Below are 23,946 nucleotides of genomic sequence, written 5' to 3'. Positions count from 1 at the left end.
CGATGGCGAAGAAGGCGCAGGGGAAGAGGAGCAAGCCGCTCCAGCCGATGAAAACGAAGCGATCGCGCTTGAGCCAGTCGTCGAGGGCATCAAATAGGCCTCGTTCGTTCTGGGCGCGTCCGACTGCTATAGTCATTTCGCGAAAATCCTCGTGCTTATTAAAAGGGAAGGTTTCTAATTAAGTTAACATAACTATATATTACAAATTAACAAAATTTGCAATTCCCCTTGGCTAAAAAAAGGAAAATTTTATGACTGCACAAATGACATCAACAAGCGATCGCCTACTCCGTCTGGAGGTTCTAGGATCTCGCCGCTTGAGTAATTACTTGTTCGCTGCGATCGTTAGTATTGGTGGGACTGGTTTTTTGCTGGCAGGTATTTCTTCCTACTTGCACGTTAACTTGTTGCCTTTTGCTGACCCTACTCAGCTCTACTTTTTCCCCCAAGGGATTGCAATGACTTTCTATGGCGTTTGTGGGGTGCTGCTGGCGCTTTATCTGTGGATGACGATCGCCTGCGATGTTGGGGGCGGCTACAATGAGTTTAACCGGGAAACTGGGAGTATTCGACTGTTTCGTTGGGGTTTTCCGGGGAAAAATCGCCAAATTGATATTGCCGTTAAGACGGAGGATGTACAATCGGTGCGAATTGATATTAAGGAAGGTTTGAATCCGCGCCGAGCAATTTATCTTAAACTCAAGGATCGTCGCGAATATCCTTTGACGCGAGTGGGACAGCCTTTAGGATTGTCTGAGGTGGAAAATCAAGGAGCTCAATTGGCTAGATTTTTGGGAGTTCCTTTGGAAGGTTTGTAAAGGATTTCTGAAGATTAAAAAAGGCGGATATAATTCGCGTTTACAGAAACTAAAATCAATTGGGTGGTATTAGTTTTTGGCTTTTAAAAATCCGCCTGTATGAGTTTTTCTGATACTCGTGCTGGCGGATTTATCGTAGGATTTGTTTGACGCGATCGCTTATTAAATCCCAAACACTTTAGTAATCAATGGTAGTAGATTATTACAGAGTTGTAGTAGTTCTGTTGCTTTTGGTACCGCAGAGATAATTCGTCCGAGCATCCTATCTGCCTTTTTGGCTTTATTCTTCATTTCTGCATCATTAGGATTTTTAGCAGCTTCAGCTAAGTCTTTTACTTGTTCTAAAGCATCATTTTTGTCATCTTCACTTAAATTTGGATCGGCTTTAATTGCTGCTTGGAGTTGAGTCAGTAACTCTTTAATTCTTGGTCGATCGGCTTCAGAGGATGAAGGTAACTCGTTGATAATGGCTGAGACATCTCCTCCAACGTGGCTTGATGAACTGCCTCCAATATCACCTGCTGTAACAGAACCTCCAACACCTCCTCCGACTTGAATTTTAATTTGTTTATCTTCCATTATTCCCTCCTAATTTGATTTATCTTTGGATAACACTATTATTGTTACTCATTTCGCGAGACATTTCCTCCAACTTGACTTGATGAACTGCCTCCAATATTACCTGCTGTGACGGAACCTCCAACACTTCCTTCTATTCGGATCGATCTATCTTCTATATGGATTACACAATTAACTTCTGTATTACTTTCCATGAATTTGTATAAGATTGAAACTACTTTTTCTAAACCTCGCATATCGCTACTAATAAATACTGGGGACGGATAACCTGAATTAAGATATAATTTAAGACCATACTTTTTGGCTTGTGAAGTGTTTGCATAAAATCCGTCTATTGCTACTAAAACCAGTATTATTCCCCAGATTCTCCAATTAGGAATATTTGCTAAAAAAAGTCCAATTACAAACAATCCTAAAATAACTTGTATTGGAAATACATTTTCTGTCTTAATAGAGGATACCCCAAAACCTGTGACGTTGCGAAACTGATAGACCTCTGAACCAAATCTAACTGTTTGCTTAGTAATTTCTATCGTGGTATTCCTTATCTGTTTGTCAGTATCTTGTGGCAATATGTTATTTTCAGCCATAATTACTCCTTTCCAAGAAACAGCGAAGCTACCAATGAGTCAGCATCTATCTTATAGCTGCTTCACTAAGGTTTTTAAGACTGCTGGTGAGTGTTATTGGCATTCACATTTCTGTGTATTATTAGAGATAATAGCAACTTTATATCGGTGCAATAGTAATAAAAAGTAATAAAATAGTAAGAAAAAAGTAATATTAGGTGTCTGTGGCAGTATAATCTATCAATAACTTCGGACAGTTTTTGATTGCCAACGACAGAATAAGAGTTTGAGTCAAGTCACAACTCACGATAAATCAACCCTTCCAGCCATTTTTCCCCAAAGTGTCCGAACTATTGATCTATACTAAGCCTACCTTAACGCTCCGCTAGTAAGGGACTTTGACAAATGACTGTTGACGAAGCACTAACCATCGCAGAAACGGCCCTCAACTACGATCGCCTCAACAAAATTCAAGAAATAGTGTTTCGTCAATCCTGGGAAGGACGGTCTTATAAAGAAATAGCAGCCAGCACTGAATATGAATATGATTATATCAAAGATGCTGGTGCTAAGCTATGGAAACTACTTTCAAAAGCACTAGAAGAAAAAGTCAAAAAAGATAATCTAAAGTCAGTTTTAAAGCGATACTTACGGCGAAACCAAGTGAACGTACAGCGAAATCTGACGATAGAAGTTAACCTCAGCGGTGCTAATCTCAGCGGAGCAAATCTCAGTGGCGCTAGATTATTCGCAAACTTGAATGAAGCTGATTATGGTCAAGCCGATTTAGATAAAACAATAACTGCTGACAGTGAAACTGGATCGTCTAACTCTGAAAATGAAATTGAATGGAATGGTTTTCACTTTGACTCCGACGCACAAGTGAAAATTGCCGAAATACTCGATCGCACTTCCACTCTTTTCATCCCCAACTCTCAACTGCGACTGACAACACCCGCCGGCAGACAAAATCAAAAAGCTCAATTTCTCGTCTTCCACCAAGGCAAATTAGGGATTCTTGAGGTTGATGGCGATCGAGCGCCTGAAGATGAAAAACAAGATGGACAGCTAGATATTGTTTCGCTCGATTCTGGCATTTGTCTTGTCAAACATTACGATGCTAGCCTATGCAGCGAACAACCGGATCTGGTTGTACAGGAGTTTTTGGCAATTTTGAGTCAGGAGTAGGTACGAAATGGCGATCGCTTTCTAATCTGTTCATCTTAAGTACGAGATCCCCTTCCATTCCTTTATCCTCACTTTTGAAAAGCACTATCTGGCAACTTTTAAAACGTTTTTTGCAGTGCGATCGCACTCCCACAACCAACTCATCTAATTTCCTGCAACACTTCCAATTGACTCGGATGCGTTATGTGTTCCTCCAACATATTGCTAAAGTAGAAAACCTCATATTCTGGTACTAACTCTTTTCTCAACTGATGCCAAAGACTGATACCTTCATCCTCAAAAGCCTTCTTTGTCTCTAAACTAGCAAAACCCGATGAAGCCGGATCGTCCCAGTTCAATTTAGCATCATAGGCATCTGCCCACTTTTCCAAACGTAAGAGTGTTTCCTGACTCAAGGGTAGTGTTGCGGGATCGATATCACCCACTTTTTCCCCATTAGCCCACCATAGGGGATAGCATCCATAATCAGCCATAAGTTCAATTTTCATAGCCATAGTAGTTATTCACAAATTAAGGCGAAGTTCTAGGATTAGCCCCGACTATATATCCGTTACTACCAATAGTAACAGCAATGTAATGGGTTTGACCATTAAAGGTAAGTTCATAAATTAAACGGGTTCGGCTTCTACCTTGATAACAAACAAATCGACCGATTGTTACTGCTGCCATCACCACATCAGGAATTTGGTCTGGAGAAATTCCAATATCAACAAAATTCCGAGAATGTTCTTTCAGAATATGTTGTAAACCTGATTCATTATCTCCCAACTCCAAAAACACGATTTTGCCATCTGGTAGCTTGGCAATCCGCAGGATATTTTCAGGGGTATGCTTAATACCGATTTGCCTTAACTCCGCAATCAAGGCAGCTTTTTCTGCATCTGATGGTTGATTGAATTGTGTCAAGCAATTTGCTGATAGTTGTTAAAACACTAATCAATTCAAGTATAGCATTAAAGCGATCGCACTCCTTTACCCCCAAATTACTGACTTTCTTGCAACTCCAATTTAATCCGATCACATTCACGCTAAAGGCCAATTTAAAACAAACCCTGGCAACACATCTTCTCCCGATAAACTTACGGGAAATTGTACAATCTCTACCGTGCGATCGCGTCGATAGATTTCTACTTGTCGATCTTGAGGATTAATTAGCCAGCCTAACTGCAAACCACTATTAAGATATTCCTGCATTTTCTCCCGAAGAGGTTGAATCGCATCTGTACGGGAACGCAACTCGATCGCAAAATCAGGACAAATTGGTGGAAACTTCTCTTGTTCTTCCTCCGTTAAAGCTGACCATCTTTCTAACCTCACCCAAGCTACATCAGGAGAGCGATCGCCTCCATTAGGTAAACGAAAAATTGTCGAAGAACTAAAAACTATCCCCAGTTGCGTTTGCCGATTCCACAAATTCACATCTGTAATTAAACTAGCTTCTCGATTTCCACTCACTCCACCTACAGGGGACATAATAACGATCTCTCCCTTAGCTGTGCGTTCAAATTGCCAATCTCGATTAACCTGACACAAGCGGTAAAACTGTTCGTCACTCAGATCGACATTTTCCAAATTTAAAACAACTGTCGTCATTGTCCCGAACTCCGATATCAATATTAAAAACTTACTTGATACAATTACTATTGTAGATCAACTGTCTAATTTCAATTCAAAATGAAAATTAAAATTCAGCGATGGATACTGCCACTTTTGCTCGTTGGCGTGGTAATTTTAGCAGGATGTGGAAATTCACCGGCTACAAATTCCTCACCCGTCCCTAGCCCCTCTGCCAGTGAAGCGGCTTCAACTTCACCGCAACAGGCGAGTAGCCCACAAATCAGTAATGTACCACGTCTGGAAGGAAAGGCAACGGTAGTAATGGTGGTTAAAGGTGCCCCCATAACTATCGAAGTAGACGGCACAAATGCGCCTATTACTGCGGGTAATTTTGTCGATTTGGTCAAGCGGGGAGTTTATGACGGTCTGGTATTTCACCGAGTAGTTCGGGAACCGCAACCTTTTGTAGTTCAAGGCGGCGATCCCCAGGGGAAAGATCCTAAGTTTCCGGCGGCGGGTTTGGGAACAGGTGGTTTTATCGATCCTGCAACTTCAAAAGAGCGCTATATTCCCTTAGAAATTAAGCCGAAAGGAGCAAAAGAACCTACCTATAGTACGACACTTCAACAAGCTGGAGTAACAGCTAAACCTGTGTTGCAGCATACTCGCGGGGCTGTGGCAATGGCTCGATCTAATCCTCCTGATTCCGCGTCTTCTCAGTTTTATTTTGCTTTGAGTGACTTGCCATTTTTAGATGGCAGTTATGCAGTTTTTGGCTATGTAACGCAAGGGATGGAAGTTGTGGATCAAATTCAGGCTGGCGATCGCATTGAGTCAGCTAAGGTAACGCAGGGGTTGGAAAATTTGAAAAATTAATTGTTAGTAGTTAGTGGTTAGTTGTTGGTTGTTCGTGGGCAAATAGTTAGTTTATAGTTGTAAGTAGTATGTGACTGGTTGTCAAGTCAAATATTAACAACTAACAACTAACTACTAACAAATAGCAATGAGTGTAAAAGTTGTTATTACTGGAATCGGTCTTGTTTCAGCTTTGGGTAAGCTGGAATCTACTTGGAAGGAGATTTTATCTGGTCATTCTGGGATTTGTCTACACCAACCTTTCCCAGAAAATGAATGCAGGCCTTTGGCTTTAATTGGCACAAAACCTGTTGAGTTAATAAAACTGACTCGGCAGGTTTTGGCTGATGCTATTATCGATGCTGATTTATGTTTACCTTTGCCCGATTGTGGCTTAGTTATTGGTTCGAGTCGCGGAAATCAAGCAAGGTTAGAGCAATTTGCAAGGGAAGGAAGAACGAAAAAGGAAAAAGGAATAAGGAAGAACGAAGAGGAATTTAGTTATCTAGGAGAGGAGGAAGAAGGAAAAGAATTACTAATTACTAATTACCAATTACCAATTACCAATTACCAATTACCAATTACCAATTACCAATTCTTAGATTGTTTGCCTCATGCTGGCGCGATCGCAGCGGCTAATTTCATTGGTACGAGGGGGCCGGTATTAGCACCAGCGGCGGCTTGTGCGACGGGAATTTGGGCGATCGCGCAAGGTTTTGAGTTAATCCAGACGGGACAATGCGATCGCGTCATCGCTGGCGCTGTGGAAGCCCCAATTACGCCCTTAACCCTAGCAGGATTCAATCAGATGGGTGCTTTGGCGCAAACGGGGGCCTATCCCTTTGATTCGCAGCGAGAAGGCTTTGTTTTGGGAGAAGGCGCTGCGCTGTTAGTGCTAGAGTCTGCTGAGTTAGCTAAGCGTCGGGGTGCTAAAATTTATGGTCAAGTTTTAGGATTTGGCTTGACAAATGATGCTTGTTATGCTAACTCACCGGATTTAGGAGGGAAAAGTGCGATCGCAGCGATCGAGCAATGTTTAAGTCGTAGTAAATTATCTGTCAATGATATAGATTACATCCATGCTCACGGCACTGCAACTCAATTAAACGATCGACACGAAGCAATGTTAATTGAAAAGTTATTTCCTCATGGAGTTGCTGTTAGTTCAACTAAGGGAGCAACGGGACATACATTAGGTGCATCTGGTGCATTAGGTACAGCTTTTTGTTTAATGAGTATTAAAGATCAAATAATGCCGCCTTGTGTAGGTTTGAGAGACTCATTATTTAAGTTAGACTTAGTTAGGGCGGCGCGTCGGCGGGAAGTGAGGAATACACTTTGTTTTAGCTTTGGGTTTGGGGGACAAAATGCTGTGATAGCTTTAGGAAGGTATAGGTAGGGTGCGGCTGGATGACAATGATTGAAGAAATTAGGGTTAAAATTGTACAATGTGATGAAAACTGACATTTTGAAAGAAACAATTGTAGAAGAAAAAGTAAATTACATCGTGGAAATTAGACGCAGCTTAATTTATGTGCCAGTTGCGTAAGTCTTATTAGGGACTTCTTTAATTAGCCGCGCGGGTAGGCGATCGCACCTTCCTTCGATCTCTCTTCATTCCTTAGATTGCATATCATACATAACTAATTTTGTCAAGCAAAATCAATGACCCAATCGCCCTGCCGTCTAGCGTGTCGAGAGTTTAGACTCAAGACTCAGTTTGGCTTACGGGTGAGGATATGATAGTCTAACGGGGAGTAACGCGAACAGGCGTATGCAATATTAGCTCAGCGAAACTGCACTTAGAGATGGAGCGATCGCCCCGACCCTCAGCTCAATAGTAAGCTGAAAAAAACTGAGTATTTATACTGAACTGCGCGACCCTCGGCTGAAATAAGATTTTATCGCCCCACTTCTGGGCAAAAAGATCGCTTTACCGAGTGGTGATAGTGAAGCAATACTGAGTAAATATAGAAGAAAGAAACTGACAAGATTAATCATTTGGTAATCTCAAATGGAGCTAGCATCCCATCGATTTATTTCCTATTTTGACCAAGAGCAAGCTGACCAATTGTGCCAAGTGGCAGAAGTGGAAAGCTTTCCCCAGGAAAAAGTAGTTTTTGAAGAAGGAGAAATTCCCGATTTTTTATACCTAGTTCTAGAAGGTCAGGTCGAGTTTAGTAAGCGCACACCCGAAGGCAAATATCAAACCGTCGCCGTAGCTAAACCAAACGACTTTTTCGGAGAATTCGGAGTTTTAGATGGACAACCCCGTAGTGCTAGAGCCATCGTTTGTGGTGATTCAACATTAGCAAAAATTTCCCGTGAAACTCTGATGGACACCTTACGAATTGCCAAAGGTAGCGCCGTACTTCATCTGTTTGGTTACATTACTCAACACCTACGATCCACAACAGATCAATATGTAAAACAGTTAGTTCACAAAGAAAAAATGGTAGTAGTAGGAGAAATGGTCAGCACTATCATTCACGACTTCAAAAGTCCTTTTACAGGGATTCAACTATCAAGTGAAATGCTCAAAGACCTGCATCCTGACGAAGAAACCGCAGAATGGTGCGAACTGATTCAATTGCAGGTGCAGCGAATGTTAGGAATGGCTGACGAAGTATTAGAATTTTCTCGCGGCAATGCTGTATTGCACAAAAAAACAGTGAACTTATCTAATACTTTGCAGCAGTTTGAAAAGCTAAACAGAGTTTATTTTGATAGTACCCGTGTTGATTTAGTAGTGCAGACAGCAGATGTAATTATCGAAGCTGATGAAAACAAGATTTTGCGCGTATTACAAAATTTAGTGGGGAATGCTGTAGAAGCTTTTGACGGTAAAGGTGGTAAAGTTGAGATTGTCCTTGAGATAGATGGGAAATGGGCAAAAATTATGATTTCTGACAACGGGCCGGGAATTCCAGAGGCAATTCGCGAACATTTATTTGACGCATTTGTAACTTTTGGAAAGCGCAGCGGTACGGGACTAGGAACAGCAATCGCGAAGTCAATCATAGACGCTCACGGCGGCTATATTACTTTTGAATCGCAATATTCTCAAGGTACAACTTTTTGTATCCGTTTGCCACGAATAATAACTGAATAGCTCCCGATTTTAGATGATCTCCAATCTCCATCTCCAACCTACAATCTAATATTTAAAATGGGATGACAGCTACAATCCAAACCCTACCCGCAGAAGTTGTCCACCTAATTGCTGCCGGAGAAGTCATCGACTCTCTGGCTGCTGTAGTGCGAGAATTGGTAGAAAATTCCCTCGATGCGGGTGCAACTAGAATCATTGTTTCGATCCGACCAGAGCAATGGCAAGTGCAAGTTGCAGACAATGGTATGGGGATGGATTTGGAAAATTTACAGCAGGCCGCAACTGCTCATAGCACTAGCAAAATTAATAGTGCAAAAGACCTTTGGAAGATTACAACTCTGGGATTTCGCGGCGAAGCTTTACACAGTTTAGCTCAGTTGGCTTGCTTGGAAATTGCGAGTCGAGAAAATGATTTTGCAACTCCGATTGAATTGAGATTTGAGTCTAATAAAGAGCGGCCACAATCCACAAATAAAGACCTAAATTCTGGGTGGAGAATTGTTTATAATAATGTTGGGGAACCAAGGGAAGTAGAAGCGATTGCGATCGCTCCCGGTACTGTAGTAACAGTATCTAATTTATTTGGAAGTTGGCCAGTCCGTCGCGGTTTTGTATCACCTGCACAGCAGTTGCGAGCAGTACAATTAATGCTTCAGCAAATTGCTGTTTGTCATCCCCGCGTTACTTGGCAAATTCGCCAAGGTGACAACCTGGTTTTACATATCAGTCCCGGCGTTACAGCAAAGGAAACTCTACCCCAAATCTTGCGAGGAGTGCGATTAAGTGATTTGCAACAATTAACCTTGGAAGTGTCACCACCTTTAGGAAGCGGAGGAGGGGGGGAGCTCTTGAGCAGAGGAGCGGGGGAGCTCTTGAGCGGGGGAGCAGGGGAGCTCTTGAGCGGGGGAGCATTACCAATTACCAATTACCAATTACCAATTACCAATTACCAATTACCAATTACCAATTACCAATTACCTGCTCAATCCTTAGATTTAGTAATAGGTTTACCGGATCGGTGTCATCGACGGCGGCCGGATTGGGTTAAAGTTGCTGTAAATGGGCGGGTTGTGCGATCGCCAGAATTAGAGCAAACTATTTTAACTGCATTTGGGCGAACTTGTCCGCGCGATCGCTACCCCATCTGTTTTATTCACTTCCAAATTTACCCAGAGCAAATAGACTGGAACCGCCACCCCGCCAAGGCAGAAATTTATCTGCATAATATGATTTACTGGCAAGAGCAGATTAGCCTTGCGATCGCACGAGCTTTGCAGCTTAATACTGAAATCATGCCAGAAATGCCGCTACCTGAGCGAGTTGGTAAATTACTCAAAGCCTCTGAACAAAAGAGCGGTTATAATGTCAACCGTTCTATTCAACCGAATGCTGACGGGGAAGCAGGGAAAAATAGCAGCGATTTAGGGTTAATGGAATTGAAAGCGATCGCTCAAGTCCACAATACCTACATTCTCGCCGAACATCCCAGCGGAATGTGGTTAGTAGAACAGCACATCGCCCACGAGCGAGTTTTATACGAGCAGTTATGTTACGCTTGGCAATTAGTACCCTTAGAACCACCAGTGATTCTTAATCAATTATCGCCAACTCAAGTCGATAATTTGCAGCGATTAGGTTTAGAAATAGAACCATTTGGCGAGCAACTATGGGCAGCACGCAGTGCTCCAGCATTGTTAGCAAAACGAGATGATTGTCAAGATGCCTTGACAGAAATCAGTAAAGTTGGAGATTTGCAAACTGCTCAAGTAGCTACCGCTTGTCGCAGTGCAATTCGTAATGGTACTACTCTAACTTTACAAGAAATGCAGACTTTATTAGATCGGTGGAAATCTACTCGCAATCCGCGCACTTGTCCGCACGGAAGACCAATATTTTTATCTTTAGAAGAGTCAGCATTAGCCCGTTTTTTCCGTCGTAACTGGGTAATTGGCAAAAGTCACGGGATTTAGCTAGGATCGAGGAATGTAACGCCGCCATCTTGGCGGTTATCGTACCGCCAGGATGGCGGCGTTACGAATTATAGCAGAAAGCATTCATCTTAATATTGAACCTGAAAAAACTTTATCGATGGGCTTTATGAAAAATTAGGGGTACTTATTTATGATGAACGAATCGCGATCGCGAAAACTTTTTGAGCAAGAAATCAATCATCTAGACCAGCAAATAAACCTAGCAAAAGCAGCCCTTTACATAGCCCAAGAAGAAGAACCAGACATCGATCCCGAGGAATACATCAACGCCCTCGACACAATGGCCGCTGATGTACAAGAAAGTCTGCCGCGACAACTTTATCCCCTGCGAATTATTCAAACAATAAACCGCTATCTCTACGAACAATTAAATTTTAGCGGTAACACAGCCGACTACTACGATCCCCGTAATAGCTTTCTCAATCACGTCATCGACAGACGTACTGGAATTCCCATCACATTATCTCTACTTTATTTAGAAATATCCCAGCGGATTGACTTCCCAATGATTGGAATTGGAATGCCGGGACATTTTTTAATTCGCCCCGATTTCGAGGATGTAGGTATCTATGTCGATGCCTTCAATCAAGGAGAAATATTATTTCCAGAAGACTGTAAAAATCGACTTTCTCAAATTTATGGCCAACCAGTAGAGTTACAACCCGCATTTCTAGCACCAGTTAGCCGCAGGCAAATATTAGGGCGGATGTTGAGCAATCTGAAAGCTATTTATCTAAATCAAGGCGATAGAATTAGAGCCTTGGCGGCGATCGAGCGGATTCTACTGCTGTTTCCAGATGCCGCAGGTGAAAGGCGAGATCGGGGAATTCTCTACTATCAATTCGGTCGTTGGCAAGAATCCCGCCAAGACTTAGAAATGTATTTGACAAATATTCCTCGTGCTGAGGACGCTGCGATTATCCGGCAACTGTTGGAGCGGATGAGTCGCGATATATGACAGTTCAACAACTGGTTGAGTGGGAAATGCAGAAGGATGTTTTGTAAAGTTACATGGGGGACAGTAGAAAAGTTATAGATCACTTACGCATTTCAAAGGTAGAATGATCGGGAGAGGGCGATTGTGCAAAGAGAGAAAAGCCCGTAAAATCAGGCTATCTCTGTACAACTCCCGGCGTGCCCCTACTGATTTAACTTTTAGCGCCGGGTTGTGGCAGAACTATTTTCACTTAATATCTAAGGGAGAAGCAAATGAAATTTCTGTTTGGACTAGGGTGGTTTCAGAGCGTTCGTAAACTTTACCGTGTTGTAAGCAAGCGGATCTCAAAAGAGTTAGCCGTAGGAATGGCAGTTCTGCTAGCAGCAAGTGCTAGCTTGTTAGTTTTTAGCAGTAGTGCAGTTGCGATAGACGCGATTAAGGTTAAATACGGCGCAGTTGATGTATCAGTCACGATTCCTGAGCTTGTAACCTTTGCAAATAGTGGTCAAGTTTCTAATCAATTGCGATCGCTTTTTCAAATTGCCAAAGCAACTCCCGATCAAATTAGCGGTTTTCGCGAAGTTTTGAGTAAAAAAGTGGATGTTGCTCCCAATGTATTGAATGATTTGCTTAACTCATATTACGGGAAACTTGCTCTCACAGAAGTTAGCAAATATCTGACTCCAGGTAGCAATTATGCGAGAATGGTAGACGATCTGAAAGCAACAGTTAATCTAGTGATTAAGGATGGGCAAATGTCGCTTTTAGAAGTGTTACAAAGCTATCAAGGAACTGATGCAATTGTGATCGACGGCGAAAAAATTGTCAATCTTTATAACCAGGCTGTTGTTGAGGGACAAAAAGTGCTAACGTTCTTACGAACCAGTCCAGAAGTGCAAAAAACAATTTGCAAAACTGCCTAAGCTTCAAGATAAATCGGGAGGGATTCTAGAGAGCGGATTAGCAGATAGAGTGAACTCTGAAATCTATCTAAAGGCTGGTTAAAATGGCTGAACAGGACAGTTTTTTTTAACTGGTAGTTAAGGGAACATTAGAGTACATCTCCTAGACATAAATAGGGACAGATCGTCGCTCCAATAAACTATGTTTAACTGTGTAGAGAGGCTTAAACGAATGAACTTTCGGTTTCAACTTGGCTCTTTTGAGGGTGTTCGTCTGAACTCCGTTCTTTTGGCAAAGGGAGTATCCAAATCTTTATCCCTAAGTTTGGCGTTGTTGTTGGGAACAGGTATAGCGCTGCTGAATAGCTCAAAAGCCTTTGCTGTTGAACAGATTACTGTCAAGTACGGTGCTCTTGATATAGCTTTACCAATGAGCGATTTACAGTCCTTCGCCCAAACTGGCAAACCCTCTTCTCAGTTGCAAAGCGTTCTGAATCTTGCTAAACAAGACCCTGAATCAGTCCGCAGTATGCTAACGCGAGAAGTAAGTCTAGATTCGCAATTAGTAATGCGACTTCTCAATACTTACTTTGGGGAAATTATGCTCAAACAGATGGCTGAAGTTGCTTATCCTCCTGTTACTCGCGCTCAAGGTAGTTTGGTGTTGCGGGATGCTTTAGTTGCATCTGCTCGCGACAACAAGATATCGCTGATTGAAGTGTTGCAAAATTATACTCCTCAAGCGTTAGAAGTTGACGGTAATCAGGCCCTTGCTATCTATGAGCGAGTGATTAAAGATGCACAGGATTTGCAAGCTATCTATCAAAATTCGCCGGCTTTGCAAAATACAGCTCGGCAAGCAGCAGATACAGCTAAGCAAGTGATTTGTGAGCCGGGACAATCTGGTAGTACCAAGTAACAATCGTAATATCTATCACAGATAAGCTGTTACGCATCTAAACTGTATATCTGTATCTGTGACCTAACCTCCTTCCCTGCAAGGGAAGGGGGAGAAATACAGCGATAATTTCTTGTACAATATAACTGCCAAGAAGGTTGCTATAGCAATTAGCAATTAGCAATTAGCAATTAGCAATTAGCAATTAGTAATTTTGTGCCTCTGCTACCTGTTTGAGGCGGCGTAATTGTGCTTCCATATCCCTCCTTGTCCAAGGGGCGGCAAAGCGGTTAAAGCCGAAACGAATTAGGGGATTTGGGATCTCGAATTCAAAGCGGTTAACGAGGCGCGTTCCCGGCTCTAACGGTTGACATTGCCAGCGATCGCACCCCTGAAAAAATCCCTCAAACCCCCAAACAATTAGACCTGGTTCTCGCTCCAAAACTATACTGTCTAAGGTGGGTTGCAAAATAGGAATTTGTATGATAAAGCGACTGCGACTTCCGACATTTGTGTCCCAATTACCAACAGGTTCGCAGCGCAGAACTGGATTGAGCCATTTGTGCATTAAAACGTTATCAGTGATACACCGCTCCACTACTGATGCACTGGCACGAATTTCAATTGATTGCTCAAAAACTTGACGATGTGACATAGAACCTGCAAGCTAGAGGCTATTACTTGCAGTTTCGCATTTTTGCTGGTCAAATCTGACGTTAACCTAATAAAAATATGAATGGAACTTGGCAAGAGATAACCCAGGGTACAAATATCCTCAAGCCTGTGCTATCCGGGCTGATTTTGGGGCAGCAAATGCCTGTTTTACCCAATCCTTTGAGGGTACTTCCCCCAGAATTTAACCCGATTATCGATCTAGCTTTGGCGATCGGGATTTTGGTGATTGGCTACGTGATAGCGCTGATTGCAGAGTTTCTCACGAAAAAGCTGCTAGATAGCACTGACATCGACAACCGTGTTGCTGGTTGGATTGGAGGGCAGCAAGGGGGCACGGAGATGCCACCAGTCGATAAGTGGATCGCCAGCGCTGTGTTTTGGCTGGTGATGATTTTTGCGTTGGTGGGCTTTTTAGATAAACTCCAGCTTACGGCGGCTTCTCAACCGCTGGCAAGCTTGCTGAATCAGATTACTGTGTTTTTACCAAAGGTGTTGGGCGCTGCTGGGCTTTTGGCAGTCGCCTGGCTGCTGGCTACGATCTCGAAGCTGGTGGTGACGCGGGGGCTGCGGCTCTTTCGCTTGGATGAGCGCTTGAATCAGCAGGTGGCTGGGACTCCGGCGCAAAACCAGTTGGCTTTGAGCGATACTTTGGCAAATGCTCTGTACTGGTTCATTTTTCTACTGTTTTTGCCCTCAGTATTGAGCACTCTGGAGTTGGAGGGAACGCTGCAACCGGTGCAGCGGTTGCTCGACGATATTCTGTCAATTCTGCCAAATGTGTTGGCGGCTGTGTTTATTGGGGCGACTGGCTGGCTGATCGCTCAGATTGTACGCCGAATTGTAACTAATTTGTTGGCGGCGACTGGGACTGATTTGTTGGGGGCGAGAGTTGGACTGACTCAATCGAGGGGAGGACAGACGCTTTCGTGGATTGTGGGGACGATTGTTTATGTCCTGATTTTAATTCCGACTGCGATCGCGGCCTTAAATGCGCTAAGAGTTGAGGCGATTTCGGCTCCTGCGGTGTCGATGTTGACTCAGATTTTGAATGCGATTCCGCAGATTTTTACGGCTGGGGTGATTTTAGCGATCGCCTATTTCATCGGCCGTTTTATTGCCGATTTGGTGGCTAATATTCTCACGGGAATTGGCTTCAATAATATTTTCTACTGGCTGGGTTTGCAATCGCGGCCTAATTTGACAGTCGCACCGCCAACTATCAACTCCCTAGATCCAGATGCAACGGTACTCCAACCGGATGCGACGGCGATACCTTCGCGCACGCCTTCAGAAATTGCGGGTATTGTGGCGCTGGTGGGGATTATGCTGTTTGCGACGGTGACGGCTACGGATGTCCTCAACCTCGATGCTCTGACTTCGATTGTCAATCAGATTATCGTCATTTCTGGCAGAGTGTTGATTGGGCTGATAGTGTTTGCGATCGGTTTGTATTTGGCTAATTTGGCTTACAACTTGATTGCAAGTTCTGGCACTCGCCAAGCTCGACTTTTAGCTCAAACTGCTCGGATCAGCATTATTGCGCTGGTTTCGGCGATGGCGCTGCAACAGATGGGGATTGCTAGCAATATTGTCAATTTGGCGTTTGGCTTGTTGTTAGGCGCGATCGCAGTGGCGATCGCTCTAGCTTTTGGTTTAGGAAGCCGCGATATTGCGGCTGAACAGGTTCGGGAATGGCTAGCGGAGTTTAAAGAACAGAAACCGCCGCAGTCTTAGTTAAAAATAATGGCGTTTGTTGTTGACAAACGCCATTATTTATGTATTGGGAGAAAGGCGCGATCGCTGCTTTGATTTAGCCAACTCTATACTATCCTCTAGATAAACATTTTCAAACCCATTAAACTCCCAGTAATTTAGGTGTTGCATAATTAAATGTCCCAATGAATAGGAAATAGGAGTGTTATTATCTAAACTTTTTCTAGTGACAGGTTTTCCCTGTAGATCAATTCTACTCCCCTTAGCATTCCGCAGCTCTACATGAGGTCGATCGCTTCCAGGTGTTCTGTTACTTCCTTGCTTTAGTGTCACTCTGATTACCCCATTTTTATCAACATACTTCAACGGGCCAGTCGAGGTTGCTGTCGGATGCCATCCTTGTTGTGATTCTGCCAAGATTTTGAAGTCACTGGCTTTTGGCTTATCGCCTGTTTTGATAGCTTGTATTATGCGTTCCCATGCTAATTTCCCTGCTATAGTTGCCATGTACAGAATTAAGCCTCAAAAATTGCCGCACATTTTAGTCAGACCCAACCTGTGAAGCACTCTTTAATAATTATATTTCAGGAGAGCGCTATACTAATTAACATTACTTCCCAGAACTTGGCAAACTAATAATTTTCGCCGGTACTCCCACCGCCGTCGCTCCTGCCGGCACATCACAAATAACCACAGCATTAGCACCAATTTTAGCATGATCGCCAATAGTCACAGGCCGAATAATTTTCGCTCCCGCACCGATATCAACGTGACCCCCAATTTTTACCCCTTCTACAATTGTCACCTGTTGCAAAATCAAGCAATTTGGGCCGATAAATGCCCCTGGATGAATCACGATCCCGTTAGGATGAAGGATAATTAATCCCCCTCCTAACTGGCAGTTTAAAGGAATATCCGCTCCAGTGACAACACTCCAAAATCTGTGTAAAAGCACATTCCAACGACATAAAAAACCTCCCACAATTCCACCAGTAACCCGCCACTTTTGATAATTGCGGATAGATTTTAGTAATTGACGATTAGGTTCCCACCAACGCTCGCATTTTTCGCGGTTCCAATCTGGTTCTGTAGCAGAAATAGTCTGAATATTAACTGATTCAACCATTGTTAGTTGTTAATTGTTAGTTGTTAATTGTTAATTGTTAGTTGTTAGTTGTTAGTTGTTAGTTGATTGTCATTGCGAACGAAGTGAAGCAATCCCAAAACCTTGCCACAAAGTTATAATTCATAAGTTCTGCCTTTAGTAACCTCAAAGTGAGCTCAACCTATTGCGATTGCTTCGCGGAGCTCGCAATGACAACTAACAACCAACAACCAACAACTAACGACTAACAACTAGCATTTGTGATAACTCTTCAGCAAGACGAACAGGTAAAGGAATCTTCAACTCTTCCAGCATACTTTTAATTCGCCACCGCCAATCATGGCGAGTCAAATTCTCGATATAATTTCGTTTGTGGATAGCATGAAGGCGCGGCTCATCCTGTAAAAGCTCCTCAATCAATTTTACACTGGCTTCCGGGTCATCTGGCAACTCAATAGTTGCATCTTCCCAATTTAACAACTGCTCAGCAACAGGAGTAATCGGTCTTTTCCCAACAATTGCACATCCAGCAGCACCACCTTCAAACCACCTCAGAGTCACAAAAGAATGAGGAAACTCGCGCATACCTGGATACAGGGTATCAAACGCCAAACATAATTTAGTCCTCCTCAAAATCTTAAATAATAACATCCTATCTTCCCGATCTCTACGCTCTTGATAAGGAATTTTGGGATAACTTTCTCCAGCTCTAGGTGTAGAACGATAATAGATTCTACCAGAACCAGGCTGATTAAATTTTTTATTAAAAGCAGTATGATATTGTTTAGGAATTCTACCATAACTAATCAAATCAATCGGGCGGTTAACGCCGGAAGAGCCATGAGTTAGAGCATCGACTCCAAAAGGTAAAGAAGATACTGGAATCCCGAAAGATTGTTTCAATCCTTCTATTAATTCCGGCATTGGTACAAATAAACGATCTAATTGACTTGTGTATTTTGGGTAAATATGAAAGCCCCAAGCATCGAAGATATAGGCAGCAACTACATCAAACTTATCTCGCCAATTAGAGATACTTGAGAGGGTAGCTAAATTAGCTCCGCACAAGGCAACTATCAGCAAAACATTTGGCTTTTTTATAGATGCTAAAGCCTCATCTTCTAGCTGGTAGGAACCTGTAGTGCGGCGAACAACTTTATTAATAAACTTAGATGCAAATTTAGGCTGTTCGTTTGCCCATTGCGCCGCCGGACTTTGAGTAGGAATTAGTAATTTTGCTCCGCAAGTTTCCACTAATATGTCTTCTAATTCAAATAGTGGATCGTAACTTACACTGGAATATAAAGCGCGATCTGAAAGAAGATAAATATTCATAAATATGCTATTAATTTCAATGGTTGTTGTAGAAGTGAGACACGCGCAATTGCACGAGTTGTGTTTCTATTTCTGCATCAAAACTTCCTTCTCGCTGGTTAATTAAATCCGCCCAAGGTAAGGTTTGAGTTTGAGCTTGCAATTTTTTTACAAGTTCTTCAACGCGACCTATTGGTTTAGCAGGAACGCCTGCAACTATATCACCTTCAGCTACATCTTTGGTAACAACAGCACCAGCGGCGACGATTGCATTAGGGCCAATGACAACATTTGGGAGTACGATCGCACTGTAGCCGATAAATACATTGTCGCGGATATCAATTTTGCCCACAGCATCGAGTTTTACCCCATAGGCGTGATTTAGCATGGCGATCGCGCCATCGTGGCCAATAAGCGTACAGGAGGAAAAATGGACGTTATTACCAATGCGAACGTAGGCAGGGTCAGTGAAAACTGTTGTTGGTAAAATAGTACAGTTTTCCCCAACTGAATGCAAATTTCCATAGCGGCGCATATATTCAGCATATTCCGAACTCGTTGGGTCGCATAATTTGCGGTAGAGTCCGGGAAATTTGCCGTAGCGTAAGGCAAAATAACGTACAATTTTCTGAAGAAGTTTTTTAACCATTACTTTCAGAATTGGTAGATTTGATAATTTTAGCAGGGATACCAACGGCTGTTTTTCCAGAGGGAATATCTGATAAAACTACAGCATTAGCACCAATATTTACATCATCACCTAAAGTGACATCACCAAGGATTTTTGCACCCGCACCAACATTAACGCGAACCCCTAATTTAGGCGCATCTAAAGGACGATCTAAATAGCGATTTCCCAGAGTTACACCTTGGCGAATTACACATTCATCACCAATATAACTGTTACCGTGAATAATAATAGCGCCTTGATGTTCTACCACTACGCGGCGACCTAATTTAACAGTATAAGGCAAATCAATACCGTAAGTATTGCGAATTTTACGATACATTGAGCGGTAAAGAATGCTCAAAGGAGCGCGAAGTAATTTGGGTTCAATACTCATTCTCCAAACGCCAAAACGGTGAACTGCTACGGCTCGAAATCCTGGCTTAGTCCAATCGCGACCGTGAGCAATCCAGTCTTCTTTAATCTGTTCCCAGAGTCCTAAATTTTGGCTGTCTAGCTCGTTCACAGTCGATCTCAATTCAGGTTGGATTACCATAATTTTAATCTGTTCCTTTAAAGAATACGCTACCTTGTACGAAATCTCCTAACAATTGCGGCGGATCTGTGTTTGGTTTGCGCTGAATTAGGCGGCGCAATTGGAATATTAGAAACCCAGAAAACCAAGAAATGTCTGCAATCGCAGCGTATAACCAACCGTAATTTTTGACAAAATAGCGCCGCCGAGAATCAAACCAATATTGAGGCCGACGCTTAGGAATAATTTTAGTGTCTGTAACACCTGAACTTTGCCCGACTAGATGTACAACTCGACTTTGAGGTACATACCAGCAACTCCAACCAGACTTTTTAGCTTGGAGGCAAAAATCCATTTCTTCATAATACATGAAATAGCCTTCATCTAGCAATCCAATTGTTTCAAATACTTCGCGACGGACGATCATGCTTGCCCCAGCAACCCAATCAGTTTGACAGGTTTCTTGAGAAACGGGAGGGGACGCGCACCAAGAAAATAATAGTTTTGAAACTACACCTAAACGTAAGCTATAATCAATTTCACTGGCAATAGTATGAAACCGAAAAGCTGACTTTTGTGGTGTGCCGTCTGGGTCTTCTAAACGACTGCCAGCAATCCCCACTTCGGGGTGAGCTTCCATGAAATCAACGAGGAATTTTAAGGCTCCTGGACGCACAATTGTATCCGGGTTTAGGAGGAGAAAATAGGGAGGAGTATCGGAGGAATGAAGGGCCGGATGGATGAGGGCATTATTTCCGAAAGCGTAACCACCATTTCTTTCTAGAGGTACAAAATATGCCCATTCATTCCAACCTTTAGTTTCAATTATTGAGGCAATAATTTCTGCGGAACCATCGCCGGAATTATTATCAGCAATTGCTACGCGGGTTTGAGGGAAAGCAGAAATTTCATTAACTAGGGAGTGCAAGCAGTCAATTGTTAAGCTAGGCGTTCGGTAGTTAAGAATTACGACTAGCAATTTTGTTGATGTTTCGGAATAATTTTGATTGAGCATAGATTAATCTTTGTGATTATTTATTACTGTTTTACTAGCCGCCACAGAGTGGGATTGTAAGCATTTTTGATCGAGTAACCTGTCTCTACAAGCTGTAATTTATACTTTTTATCTAATTCGTCGCGCAGAGTTTGGGAAGAGTCGTAAATAAAGACATCATTGAAGCCATCAGCAATTTGAGGTATCTTGGGCTCAACTACTAATTGAAATCGCACTTTGGGTTCTAGATAGTGACTAAAAGCCAAGGTTTTGACAAAATAAGCATCGCTAATTACCAGCGGTTGATTAGCTTTGTTGATGACTTGAGCTAGGTGATAATTAACGTTACCTTCTGCTTTGCTCCACCAAATTTCTGACTCGGAAAATACAGCACAGGAAAATATACCAATTGATATTAGCATAATCAAGGCAACCTGCCACATTTTTTGCAATTGGGGTTTAACTGAATTACTTAATTTATTAGCAAATAGGTAAGCAACTGCTAGCTGCATGGCTAGGTAAGATGGAAGGAGATATCTAGCTATTGTTGACTGTGAACCTCCTAGAATTAAATCTGGTACGATTAGAGCTAGGGCTGGTATTGTAATGGAAATAAAGATAAACAACCAAACTTGTTTGGGGCTATGGCGGTATAAGAAATAAATTGCATAAACCACAAGGATAAAAATAATTAATACAGCGGCGGTGAAGGGAATAAAGTAAATTGATGGACTATCATCGTTGAGGCTAAAATCAGCAAAAAATAAACTAATTCCACGAATCCAACTTTTAATTAAAGTAACAACAGAGGTAGAAGTTGTTCCCCATCTTCCCTCGTTGGTTTTTTGAACATTAATCAGAGCAAAGATAATCCAAGGTATAAAAGCTAGAACTCCTACCAGAGATGCAATTACGTAGCGAATTAAGGTTTTGCTTAAACGGAATCCCTCTATTGTTAGTATATAAATTCCGTGAGCAATGATAACTAATGCCGAAAACAGAAATGAGTAGATTCCGAAAATTATGGTAGCTGCATAAAGTATCCAACTGTTAATATTTTGTAGGCGGATTGCTCGGAGGAGGGTAATATTAGAAAGTAAGATTGCTACTGTCCATAAACTATAAGGTCTGGCTTCTTGAGCGTACAGTAAATGAAATGGGGAAACGGATAAAAGTGCGATCGCAATCCATCCTGTTAATGGCGATTTGAATAGTTCAATACAAAGCCAATAAATGCAGGGGAAAGCTAGTAGGCTGGCGGCGGCTGAAAAACTTCGTGTCGCGGCGACGGAATTGCCAAATAACTGCACCCAAAATCTGGTAATTACAAAATATAAAGGTGTGAGCTGAGGTTCTTTTACCGCTAGTCCTTTCATGGTGTCTGCGGCAGTTTTTTCGGGACTGGGATATTGATATTTATTTAAGGTTTGAATATCGATTACGCGACCATCTAAAATTTGCTCGGTTACTTGGTTATCGGTATAGCCAGAAATTTGTAAAGATGTAGAAGTTTCATCAAACCAGTAGGCTTTGCTGTCGAGATTGGCGAATCTAAAAAATATCCCCAAAATTAAGATGGTGATGAGGATGAATCTCAGCCAAGTTGGAGGTAGCCACTCACTGGGAGTTAACTTGCTTTCCATTATGGGTTTTGTTAAGGTAGAGCTGCACTCTGAACTAAAAAGGGTGATTCGGTAACAGGATTGAATTATCGCACGTTTCTGTAAAAATTGCCAGTAGTTTTACTAAGTTTTATTAAAAGTTTATATGATGAGACTTACAGCGATCGCTTTCGCTACGGTATAGATGCGTCAAAGTCACGATCGCTCTTAATACGGATTTGAACATTTAGCAGTTAGCAGTTAAGTAGTCGTACATCAATATATTCGTAACGCCGCCTTCTAGGCGGTAACATACCGCCTAGAAGGCGGCGTTACGGAAATTCTCTTGGCGGTTGCTATAACAGTTAACTGTTCACTGTTAGCATCACAACCGATATTGTTGCCATAGTAAACTCGCGGCCCGATGCAGCAGGGAATGCCGATAAACTAAGCCGTTCATGTCATCACAATAGCCGCCGCCAATTACGCAAGCAAGGGGATATCCACCAGCTAAACAAGTAGATAAAACCTGCATATCTCGCCTAAATAAACCAGTGTCAGTTAATGCCAATTTTCCCAATTTATCGCCCTTATGCGGATCGACTCCAGCATCGTAAAAAACTAAATCAGGCTTGACATCTGACAGCAAATCTGGTAAATATTTAGCTAATATTTGGAGATATTCGTCATCTTCCATGCCGACAGGTAAAGACACATCTAAGTCACTTTGTTGTTTAGTACCGGGAAAGTTGATTTCGCAGTGCATCGAAAAAGTAAAAACGCTCGAATCGTCTTGAAAAATTACAGCGGTTCCGTCTCCCTGATGCACGTCTAAATCTACAATTAATACTTTCTTTACTAAACCCATTTGTTGCAGAACACGAGATGCGATCGCTAAATCATTAAATATACAAAAACCAGACCCATAACTAGGAAAAGCATGATGAGTTCCCCCCGCTGTATTGCAGGCTATACCGTGAGAAATGGCCAATTGAGCTGTGAGAATAGTACCCCCTACGGCTATGCAAGTGCGGTTGGCTAAAGCGGGGCTCCAAGGCAAACCGATCCGCCGTTGTGCTTTAGCGTCCAAGGTTCCGTTATAATAAGCTTGAACGTAATCAGGTTCGTGGACTAGCTCAATCCACTTTTGGTCTGGAAGCGTTGGTACGTGAAATTGCGATCGCACAGCTACCCCATCTGCCAACAGCATCTCGGAAAGCAACTGAAACTTTGCCATCGGGAAGCGGTGTCCCGGCGGTAGCGGTGCAACGTAATCATGGTGATAAACAATGGGTAATTCCATGTAAAATATTTTAGAGGCGATTCACTTCTAATCTCAAAGTTCAAAGCTAAAATCTAAAATCTAAAATCTAAAATCATTTAAAATTTATGCAGCTTATAACAGTCTGGCAGCACGGCAGTCGCAACCCAGAAAATGCTAATAACTTAGATATTATCCAGCAATGGTGGGCAAACCTCAATGGCAAAGAAGTTAATTGGGTGGAGAGGCTAATTCCTCAAATTGGGGGGATGAGTGAAGTTCACTGGCAACCTCAACGATTTGATGAAATATTTGTGATGGTCAATCCAGAAATTCGGGGCGATACACTCTATTGGTATAAGCCAGATTCTCCTTTAAATCACAGTCAGATCGCTCAAAAACTTGAATTAGATAATCTTAAACAGCAGTTGTACATTTATCCTCAGTCTGAAGAGGAACTGGCAATTCGTGTAGGACTCCATCAATTTGAATATCAGACTATTGAACTACAAAATGTTGAGATTACATTTGAAGAACAGGAATTTATGACACTGCGGGATGTAAAACAGCAATTGCAAGTGAAAGTTACTCTGACTCCAAGTAATCTTACTTTACTGAAAGAATGGCTGTTATAGAAGAGAATTTGTAACGCCGCCCTCTGGGCGGTAAAGATAC

25 protein-coding genes and 1 pseudogene are annotated in these 23,946 nt (G+C 42.3%); 11 read left to right on the top strand and 15 right to left on the bottom strand.

Features of this window, described 5'->3' with window-relative positions:
- Nucleotides 1-136 (bottom strand): annotated as a pseudogene (locus tag PY364_RS18145) (photosystem II D2 protein (photosystem q(a) protein)); the annotation flags it as partial.
- A gap of 115 nt (nucleotides 137-251) precedes the next feature.
- Here PY364_RS18145 and PY364_RS18140 point away from each other — a divergent pair.
- Complete coding sequence (locus tag PY364_RS18140; protein WP_275524606.1) at nucleotides 252-818, top strand: photosystem I assembly protein Ycf4; 567 nt, start codon at nucleotides 252-254, stop codon at nucleotides 816-818.
- Nucleotides 819-980: 162 nt separating this feature from the next.
- On the opposite strand, the gene PY364_RS18135 is transcribed toward PY364_RS18140, so the two are convergent.
- Together PY364_RS18135 and PY364_RS18130 are read right to left on the bottom strand one after the other, a co-directional pair.
- Nucleotides 981-1,397: a hypothetical protein gene (locus tag PY364_RS18135; protein ID WP_275524605.1), complete on the bottom strand. Its 417-nt coding sequence runs from the start codon at nucleotides 1,395-1,397 to the stop codon at nucleotides 981-983.
- Nucleotides 1,398-1,441: 44 nt separating this feature from the next.
- Nucleotides 1,442-1,987, bottom strand: coding sequence for a DUF6232 family protein (locus PY364_RS18130; protein ID WP_275524604.1), 546 nt, complete (start codon nucleotides 1,985-1,987; stop codon nucleotides 1,442-1,444).
- A 384-nt stretch (nucleotides 1,988-2,371) separates the two neighbouring features.
- Here PY364_RS18130 and PY364_RS18125 point away from each other — a divergent pair, with 384 nt between their 5' ends.
- Nucleotides 2,372-3,154: a pentapeptide repeat-containing protein gene (locus PY364_RS18125; RefSeq protein WP_275524603.1), complete on the top strand. Its 783-nt coding sequence runs from the start codon at nucleotides 2,372-2,374 to the stop codon at nucleotides 3,152-3,154.
- 140 nt (nucleotides 3,155-3,294) lie between these two features.
- Here PY364_RS18125 and PY364_RS18120 read toward each other — a convergent pair whose 3' ends face one another.
- The 3 genes from PY364_RS18120 to PY364_RS18110 all read right to left on the bottom strand — a co-directional run bounded on the left by PY364_RS18120 (nucleotide 3,295) and on the right by PY364_RS18110 (nucleotide 4,747).
- Nucleotides 3,295-3,648, bottom strand: coding sequence for a hypothetical protein (locus PY364_RS18120; protein WP_275524602.1), 354 nt, complete (start codon nucleotides 3,646-3,648; stop codon nucleotides 3,295-3,297).
- A gap of 16 nt (nucleotides 3,649-3,664) precedes the next feature.
- Entirely contained in the window at nucleotides 3,665-4,060 is a 396-nt protein-coding gene (locus PY364_RS18115) for a hypothetical protein (protein ID WP_275524601.1), read from the bottom strand.
- A 117-nt stretch (nucleotides 4,061-4,177) separates the two neighbouring features.
- A complete protein-coding gene (locus PY364_RS18110; RefSeq protein ID WP_275524600.1) occupies nucleotides 4,178-4,747 on the bottom strand; it encodes a Uma2 family endonuclease in 570 nt (189 codons plus the stop codon).
- An 81-nt stretch (nucleotides 4,748-4,828) separates the two neighbouring features.
- Between PY364_RS18110 and PY364_RS18105 the strand changes: the two genes are divergently transcribed.
- The 7 genes from PY364_RS18105 to PY364_RS18075 all read left to right on the top strand — a co-directional run bounded on the left by PY364_RS18105 (nucleotide 4,829) and on the right by PY364_RS18075 (nucleotide 13,427).
- Nucleotides 4,829-5,587: a peptidylprolyl isomerase gene (locus PY364_RS18105; protein ID WP_275524599.1), complete on the top strand. Its 759-nt coding sequence runs from the start codon at nucleotides 4,829-4,831 to the stop codon at nucleotides 5,585-5,587.
- A 127-nt stretch (nucleotides 5,588-5,714) separates the two neighbouring features.
- Complete coding sequence (locus PY364_RS18100; RefSeq protein ID WP_275524597.1) at nucleotides 5,715-6,965, top strand: beta-ketoacyl-ACP synthase; 1,251 nt, start codon at nucleotides 5,715-5,717, stop codon at nucleotides 6,963-6,965.
- 615 nt (nucleotides 6,966-7,580) lie between these two features.
- The gene (locus tag PY364_RS18095) at nucleotides 7,581-8,678 is read left to right on the top strand and encodes an ATP-binding protein (protein ID WP_275524596.1); all 1,098 of its coding nucleotides are present in this window, start codon (nucleotides 7,581-7,583) and stop codon (nucleotides 8,676-8,678) included.
- 62 nt (nucleotides 8,679-8,740) lie between these two features.
- The gene (gene mutL / locus PY364_RS18090) at nucleotides 8,741-10,648 is read left to right on the top strand and encodes a DNA mismatch repair endonuclease MutL (RefSeq protein ID WP_275524595.1); all 1,908 of its coding nucleotides are present in this window, start codon (nucleotides 8,741-8,743) and stop codon (nucleotides 10,646-10,648) included.
- A gap of 154 nt (nucleotides 10,649-10,802) precedes the next feature.
- On the top strand, nucleotides 10,803-11,627 hold the full coding sequence (locus tag PY364_RS18085) for a transglutaminase-like domain-containing protein (protein ID WP_275524607.1): 825 nt from the start codon (nucleotides 10,803-10,805) through the stop codon (nucleotides 11,625-11,627).
- A gap of 251 nt (nucleotides 11,628-11,878) precedes the next feature.
- Nucleotides 11,879-12,529, top strand: a complete 651-nt coding sequence (locus tag PY364_RS18080) for an alpha/beta hydrolase (RefSeq protein ID WP_275524593.1) — start codon at nucleotides 11,879-11,881, stop codon at nucleotides 12,527-12,529.
- Between the two features lie 211 nt (nucleotides 12,530-12,740).
- Nucleotides 12,741-13,427, top strand: a complete 687-nt coding sequence (locus PY364_RS18075; RefSeq protein WP_275524591.1) for an alpha/beta hydrolase — start codon at nucleotides 12,741-12,743, stop codon at nucleotides 13,425-13,427.
- Between the two features lie 184 nt (nucleotides 13,428-13,611).
- Here the strand turns inward: PY364_RS18075 and PY364_RS18070 are convergent, their stop codons facing one another.
- Nucleotides 13,612-14,061 (bottom strand): SRPBCC family protein, encoded by a 450-nt coding sequence (locus PY364_RS18070; RefSeq protein WP_275524589.1) that lies wholly within the window; start codon nucleotides 14,059-14,061, stop codon nucleotides 13,612-13,614.
- Between the two features lie 77 nt (nucleotides 14,062-14,138).
- Here PY364_RS18070 and PY364_RS18065 point away from each other — a divergent pair, with 77 nt between their 5' ends.
- Nucleotides 14,139-15,815 (top strand): mechanosensitive ion channel, encoded by a 1,677-nt coding sequence (locus tag PY364_RS18065; protein WP_275524587.1) that lies wholly within the window; start codon nucleotides 14,139-14,141, stop codon nucleotides 15,813-15,815.
- A gap of 39 nt (nucleotides 15,816-15,854) precedes the next feature.
- On the opposite strand, the gene PY364_RS18060 is transcribed toward PY364_RS18065, so the two are convergent.
- The 8 genes from PY364_RS18060 to PY364_RS18025 all read right to left on the bottom strand — a co-directional run bounded on the left by PY364_RS18060 (nucleotide 15,855) and on the right by PY364_RS18025 (nucleotide 23,313).
- Nucleotides 15,855-16,301 (bottom strand): hypothetical protein, encoded by a 447-nt coding sequence (locus PY364_RS18060; protein ID WP_275524585.1) that lies wholly within the window; start codon nucleotides 16,299-16,301, stop codon nucleotides 15,855-15,857.
- Between the two features lie 103 nt (nucleotides 16,302-16,404).
- On the bottom strand, nucleotides 16,405-16,920 hold the full coding sequence (locus tag PY364_RS18055) for a serine acetyltransferase (RefSeq protein WP_275524584.1): 516 nt from the start codon (nucleotides 16,918-16,920) through the stop codon (nucleotides 16,405-16,407).
- Between the two features lie 216 nt (nucleotides 16,921-17,136).
- Nucleotides 17,137-18,234: a glycosyltransferase gene (locus PY364_RS18050; protein ID WP_275524583.1), complete on the bottom strand. Its 1,098-nt coding sequence runs from the start codon at nucleotides 18,232-18,234 to the stop codon at nucleotides 17,137-17,139.
- Nucleotides 18,235-18,250: 16 nt separating this feature from the next.
- The gene (locus tag PY364_RS18045) at nucleotides 18,251-18,862 is read right to left on the bottom strand and encodes an acyltransferase (RefSeq protein ID WP_275524581.1); all 612 of its coding nucleotides are present in this window, start codon (nucleotides 18,860-18,862) and stop codon (nucleotides 18,251-18,253) included.
- On the bottom strand, nucleotides 18,855-19,436 hold the full coding sequence (locus PY364_RS18040; protein WP_275524579.1) for a serine O-acetyltransferase: 582 nt from the start codon (nucleotides 19,434-19,436) through the stop codon (nucleotides 18,855-18,857). The genes PY364_RS18045 and PY364_RS18040 overlap by 8 nt, the downstream gene beginning before the upstream one ends.
- A 4-nt stretch (nucleotides 19,437-19,440) precedes the next feature.
- The gene (locus PY364_RS18035) at nucleotides 19,441-20,430 is read right to left on the bottom strand and encodes a glycosyltransferase family 2 protein (RefSeq protein ID WP_275524577.1); all 990 of its coding nucleotides are present in this window, start codon (nucleotides 20,428-20,430) and stop codon (nucleotides 19,441-19,443) included.
- 23 nt (nucleotides 20,431-20,453) lie between these two features.
- Nucleotides 20,454-22,052: a glycosyltransferase family 39 protein gene (locus tag PY364_RS18030; protein WP_275524575.1), complete on the bottom strand. Its 1,599-nt coding sequence runs from the start codon at nucleotides 22,050-22,052 to the stop codon at nucleotides 20,454-20,456.
- Nucleotides 22,053-22,395: 343 nt separating this feature from the next.
- Nucleotides 22,396-23,313 (bottom strand): histone deacetylase, encoded by a 918-nt coding sequence (locus PY364_RS18025; RefSeq protein ID WP_275524574.1) that lies wholly within the window; start codon nucleotides 23,311-23,313, stop codon nucleotides 22,396-22,398.
- An 86-nt stretch (nucleotides 23,314-23,399) separates the two neighbouring features.
- On the opposite strand from PY364_RS18025, the gene PY364_RS18020 reads away from it, so the two are divergent.
- Nucleotides 23,400-23,906 (top strand): hypothetical protein, encoded by a 507-nt coding sequence (locus PY364_RS18020; RefSeq protein ID WP_275524573.1) that lies wholly within the window; start codon nucleotides 23,400-23,402, stop codon nucleotides 23,904-23,906.
- Nucleotides 23,907-23,946 lie beyond the last annotated feature (40 nt).

This window comes from Kamptonema sp. UHCC 0994, from assembly GCF_029167235.1.
GTDB lineage: Bacteria > Cyanobacteriota > Cyanobacteriia > Cyanobacteriales > Microcoleaceae > Kamptonema.
The sequence above is the reverse complement of the archived record's forward strand: the minus strand, read 5'-3'. Positions and strand labels throughout refer to the sequence as shown.

Coding starts and splice junctions, on each gene's coding strand:
- PY364_RS18025 (WP_275524574.1), bottom strand. CDS start 23,313: ATGGAATTACCCATTGTTTATCACCATGATTACGTTGCACCGCTACCG.
- PY364_RS18060 (WP_275524585.1), bottom strand. CDS start 16,301: ATGGCAACTATAGCAGGGAAATTAGCATGGGAACGCATAATACAAGCT.
- PY364_RS18095 (WP_275524596.1), top strand. CDS start 7,581: ATGGAGCTAGCATCCCATCGATTTATTTCCTATTTTGACCAAGAGCAA.
- PY364_RS18125 (WP_275524603.1), top strand. CDS start 2,372: ATGACTGTTGACGAAGCACTAACCATCGCAGAAACGGCCCTCAACTAC.
- PY364_RS18035 (WP_275524577.1), bottom strand. CDS start 20,430: ATGCTCAATCAAAATTATTCCGAAACATCAACAAAATTGCTAGTCGTA.
- PY364_RS18040 (WP_275524579.1), bottom strand. CDS start 19,436: ATGGTAATCCAACCTGAATTGAGATCGACTGTGAACGAGCTAGACAGC.
- mutL (WP_275524595.1), top strand. CDS start 8,741: ATGACAGCTACAATCCAAACCCTACCCGCAGAAGTTGTCCACCTAATT.
- PY364_RS18045 (WP_275524581.1), bottom strand. CDS start 18,862: ATGGTTAAAAAACTTCTTCAGAAAATTGTACGTTATTTTGCCTTACGC.
- PY364_RS18080 (WP_275524593.1), top strand. CDS start 11,879: ATGAAATTTCTGTTTGGACTAGGGTGGTTTCAGAGCGTTCGTAAACTT.
- PY364_RS18110 (WP_275524600.1), bottom strand. CDS start 4,747: ATGACGACAGTTGTTTTAAATTTGGAAAATGTCGATCTGAGTGACGAA.
- PY364_RS18075 (WP_275524591.1), top strand. CDS start 12,741: ATGAACTTTCGGTTTCAACTTGGCTCTTTTGAGGGTGTTCGTCTGAAC.
- PY364_RS18070 (WP_275524589.1), bottom strand. CDS start 14,061: ATGTCACATCGTCAAGTTTTTGAGCAATCAATTGAAATTCGTGCCAGT.
- PY364_RS18050 (WP_275524583.1), bottom strand. CDS start 18,234: ATGAATATTTATCTTCTTTCAGATCGCGCTTTATATTCCAGTGTAAGT.
- PY364_RS18085 (WP_275524607.1), top strand. CDS start 10,803: ATGAACGAATCGCGATCGCGAAAACTTTTTGAGCAAGAAATCAATCAT.
- PY364_RS18100 (WP_275524597.1), top strand. CDS start 5,715: ATGAGTGTAAAAGTTGTTATTACTGGAATCGGTCTTGTTTCAGCTTTG.
- PY364_RS18140 (WP_275524606.1), top strand. CDS start 252: ATGACTGCACAAATGACATCAACAAGCGATCGCCTACTCCGTCTGGAG.
- PY364_RS18130 (WP_275524604.1), bottom strand. CDS start 1,987: ATGGCTGAAAATAACATATTGCCACAAGATACTGACAAACAGATAAGG.
- PY364_RS18030 (WP_275524575.1), bottom strand. CDS start 22,052: ATGGAAAGCAAGTTAACTCCCAGTGAGTGGCTACCTCCAACTTGGCTG.
- PY364_RS18020 (WP_275524573.1), top strand. CDS start 23,400: ATGCAGCTTATAACAGTCTGGCAGCACGGCAGTCGCAACCCAGAAAAT.
- PY364_RS18065 (WP_275524587.1), top strand. CDS start 14,139: ATGAATGGAACTTGGCAAGAGATAACCCAGGGTACAAATATCCTCAAG.
- PY364_RS18105 (WP_275524599.1), top strand. CDS start 4,829: ATGAAAATTAAAATTCAGCGATGGATACTGCCACTTTTGCTCGTTGGC.
- PY364_RS18135 (WP_275524605.1), bottom strand. CDS start 1,397: ATGGAAGATAAACAAATTAAAATTCAAGTCGGAGGAGGTGTTGGAGGT.
- PY364_RS18055 (WP_275524584.1), bottom strand. CDS start 16,920: ATGGTTGAATCAGTTAATATTCAGACTATTTCTGCTACAGAACCAGAT.
- PY364_RS18120 (WP_275524602.1), bottom strand. CDS start 3,648: ATGGCTATGAAAATTGAACTTATGGCTGATTATGGATGCTATCCCCTA.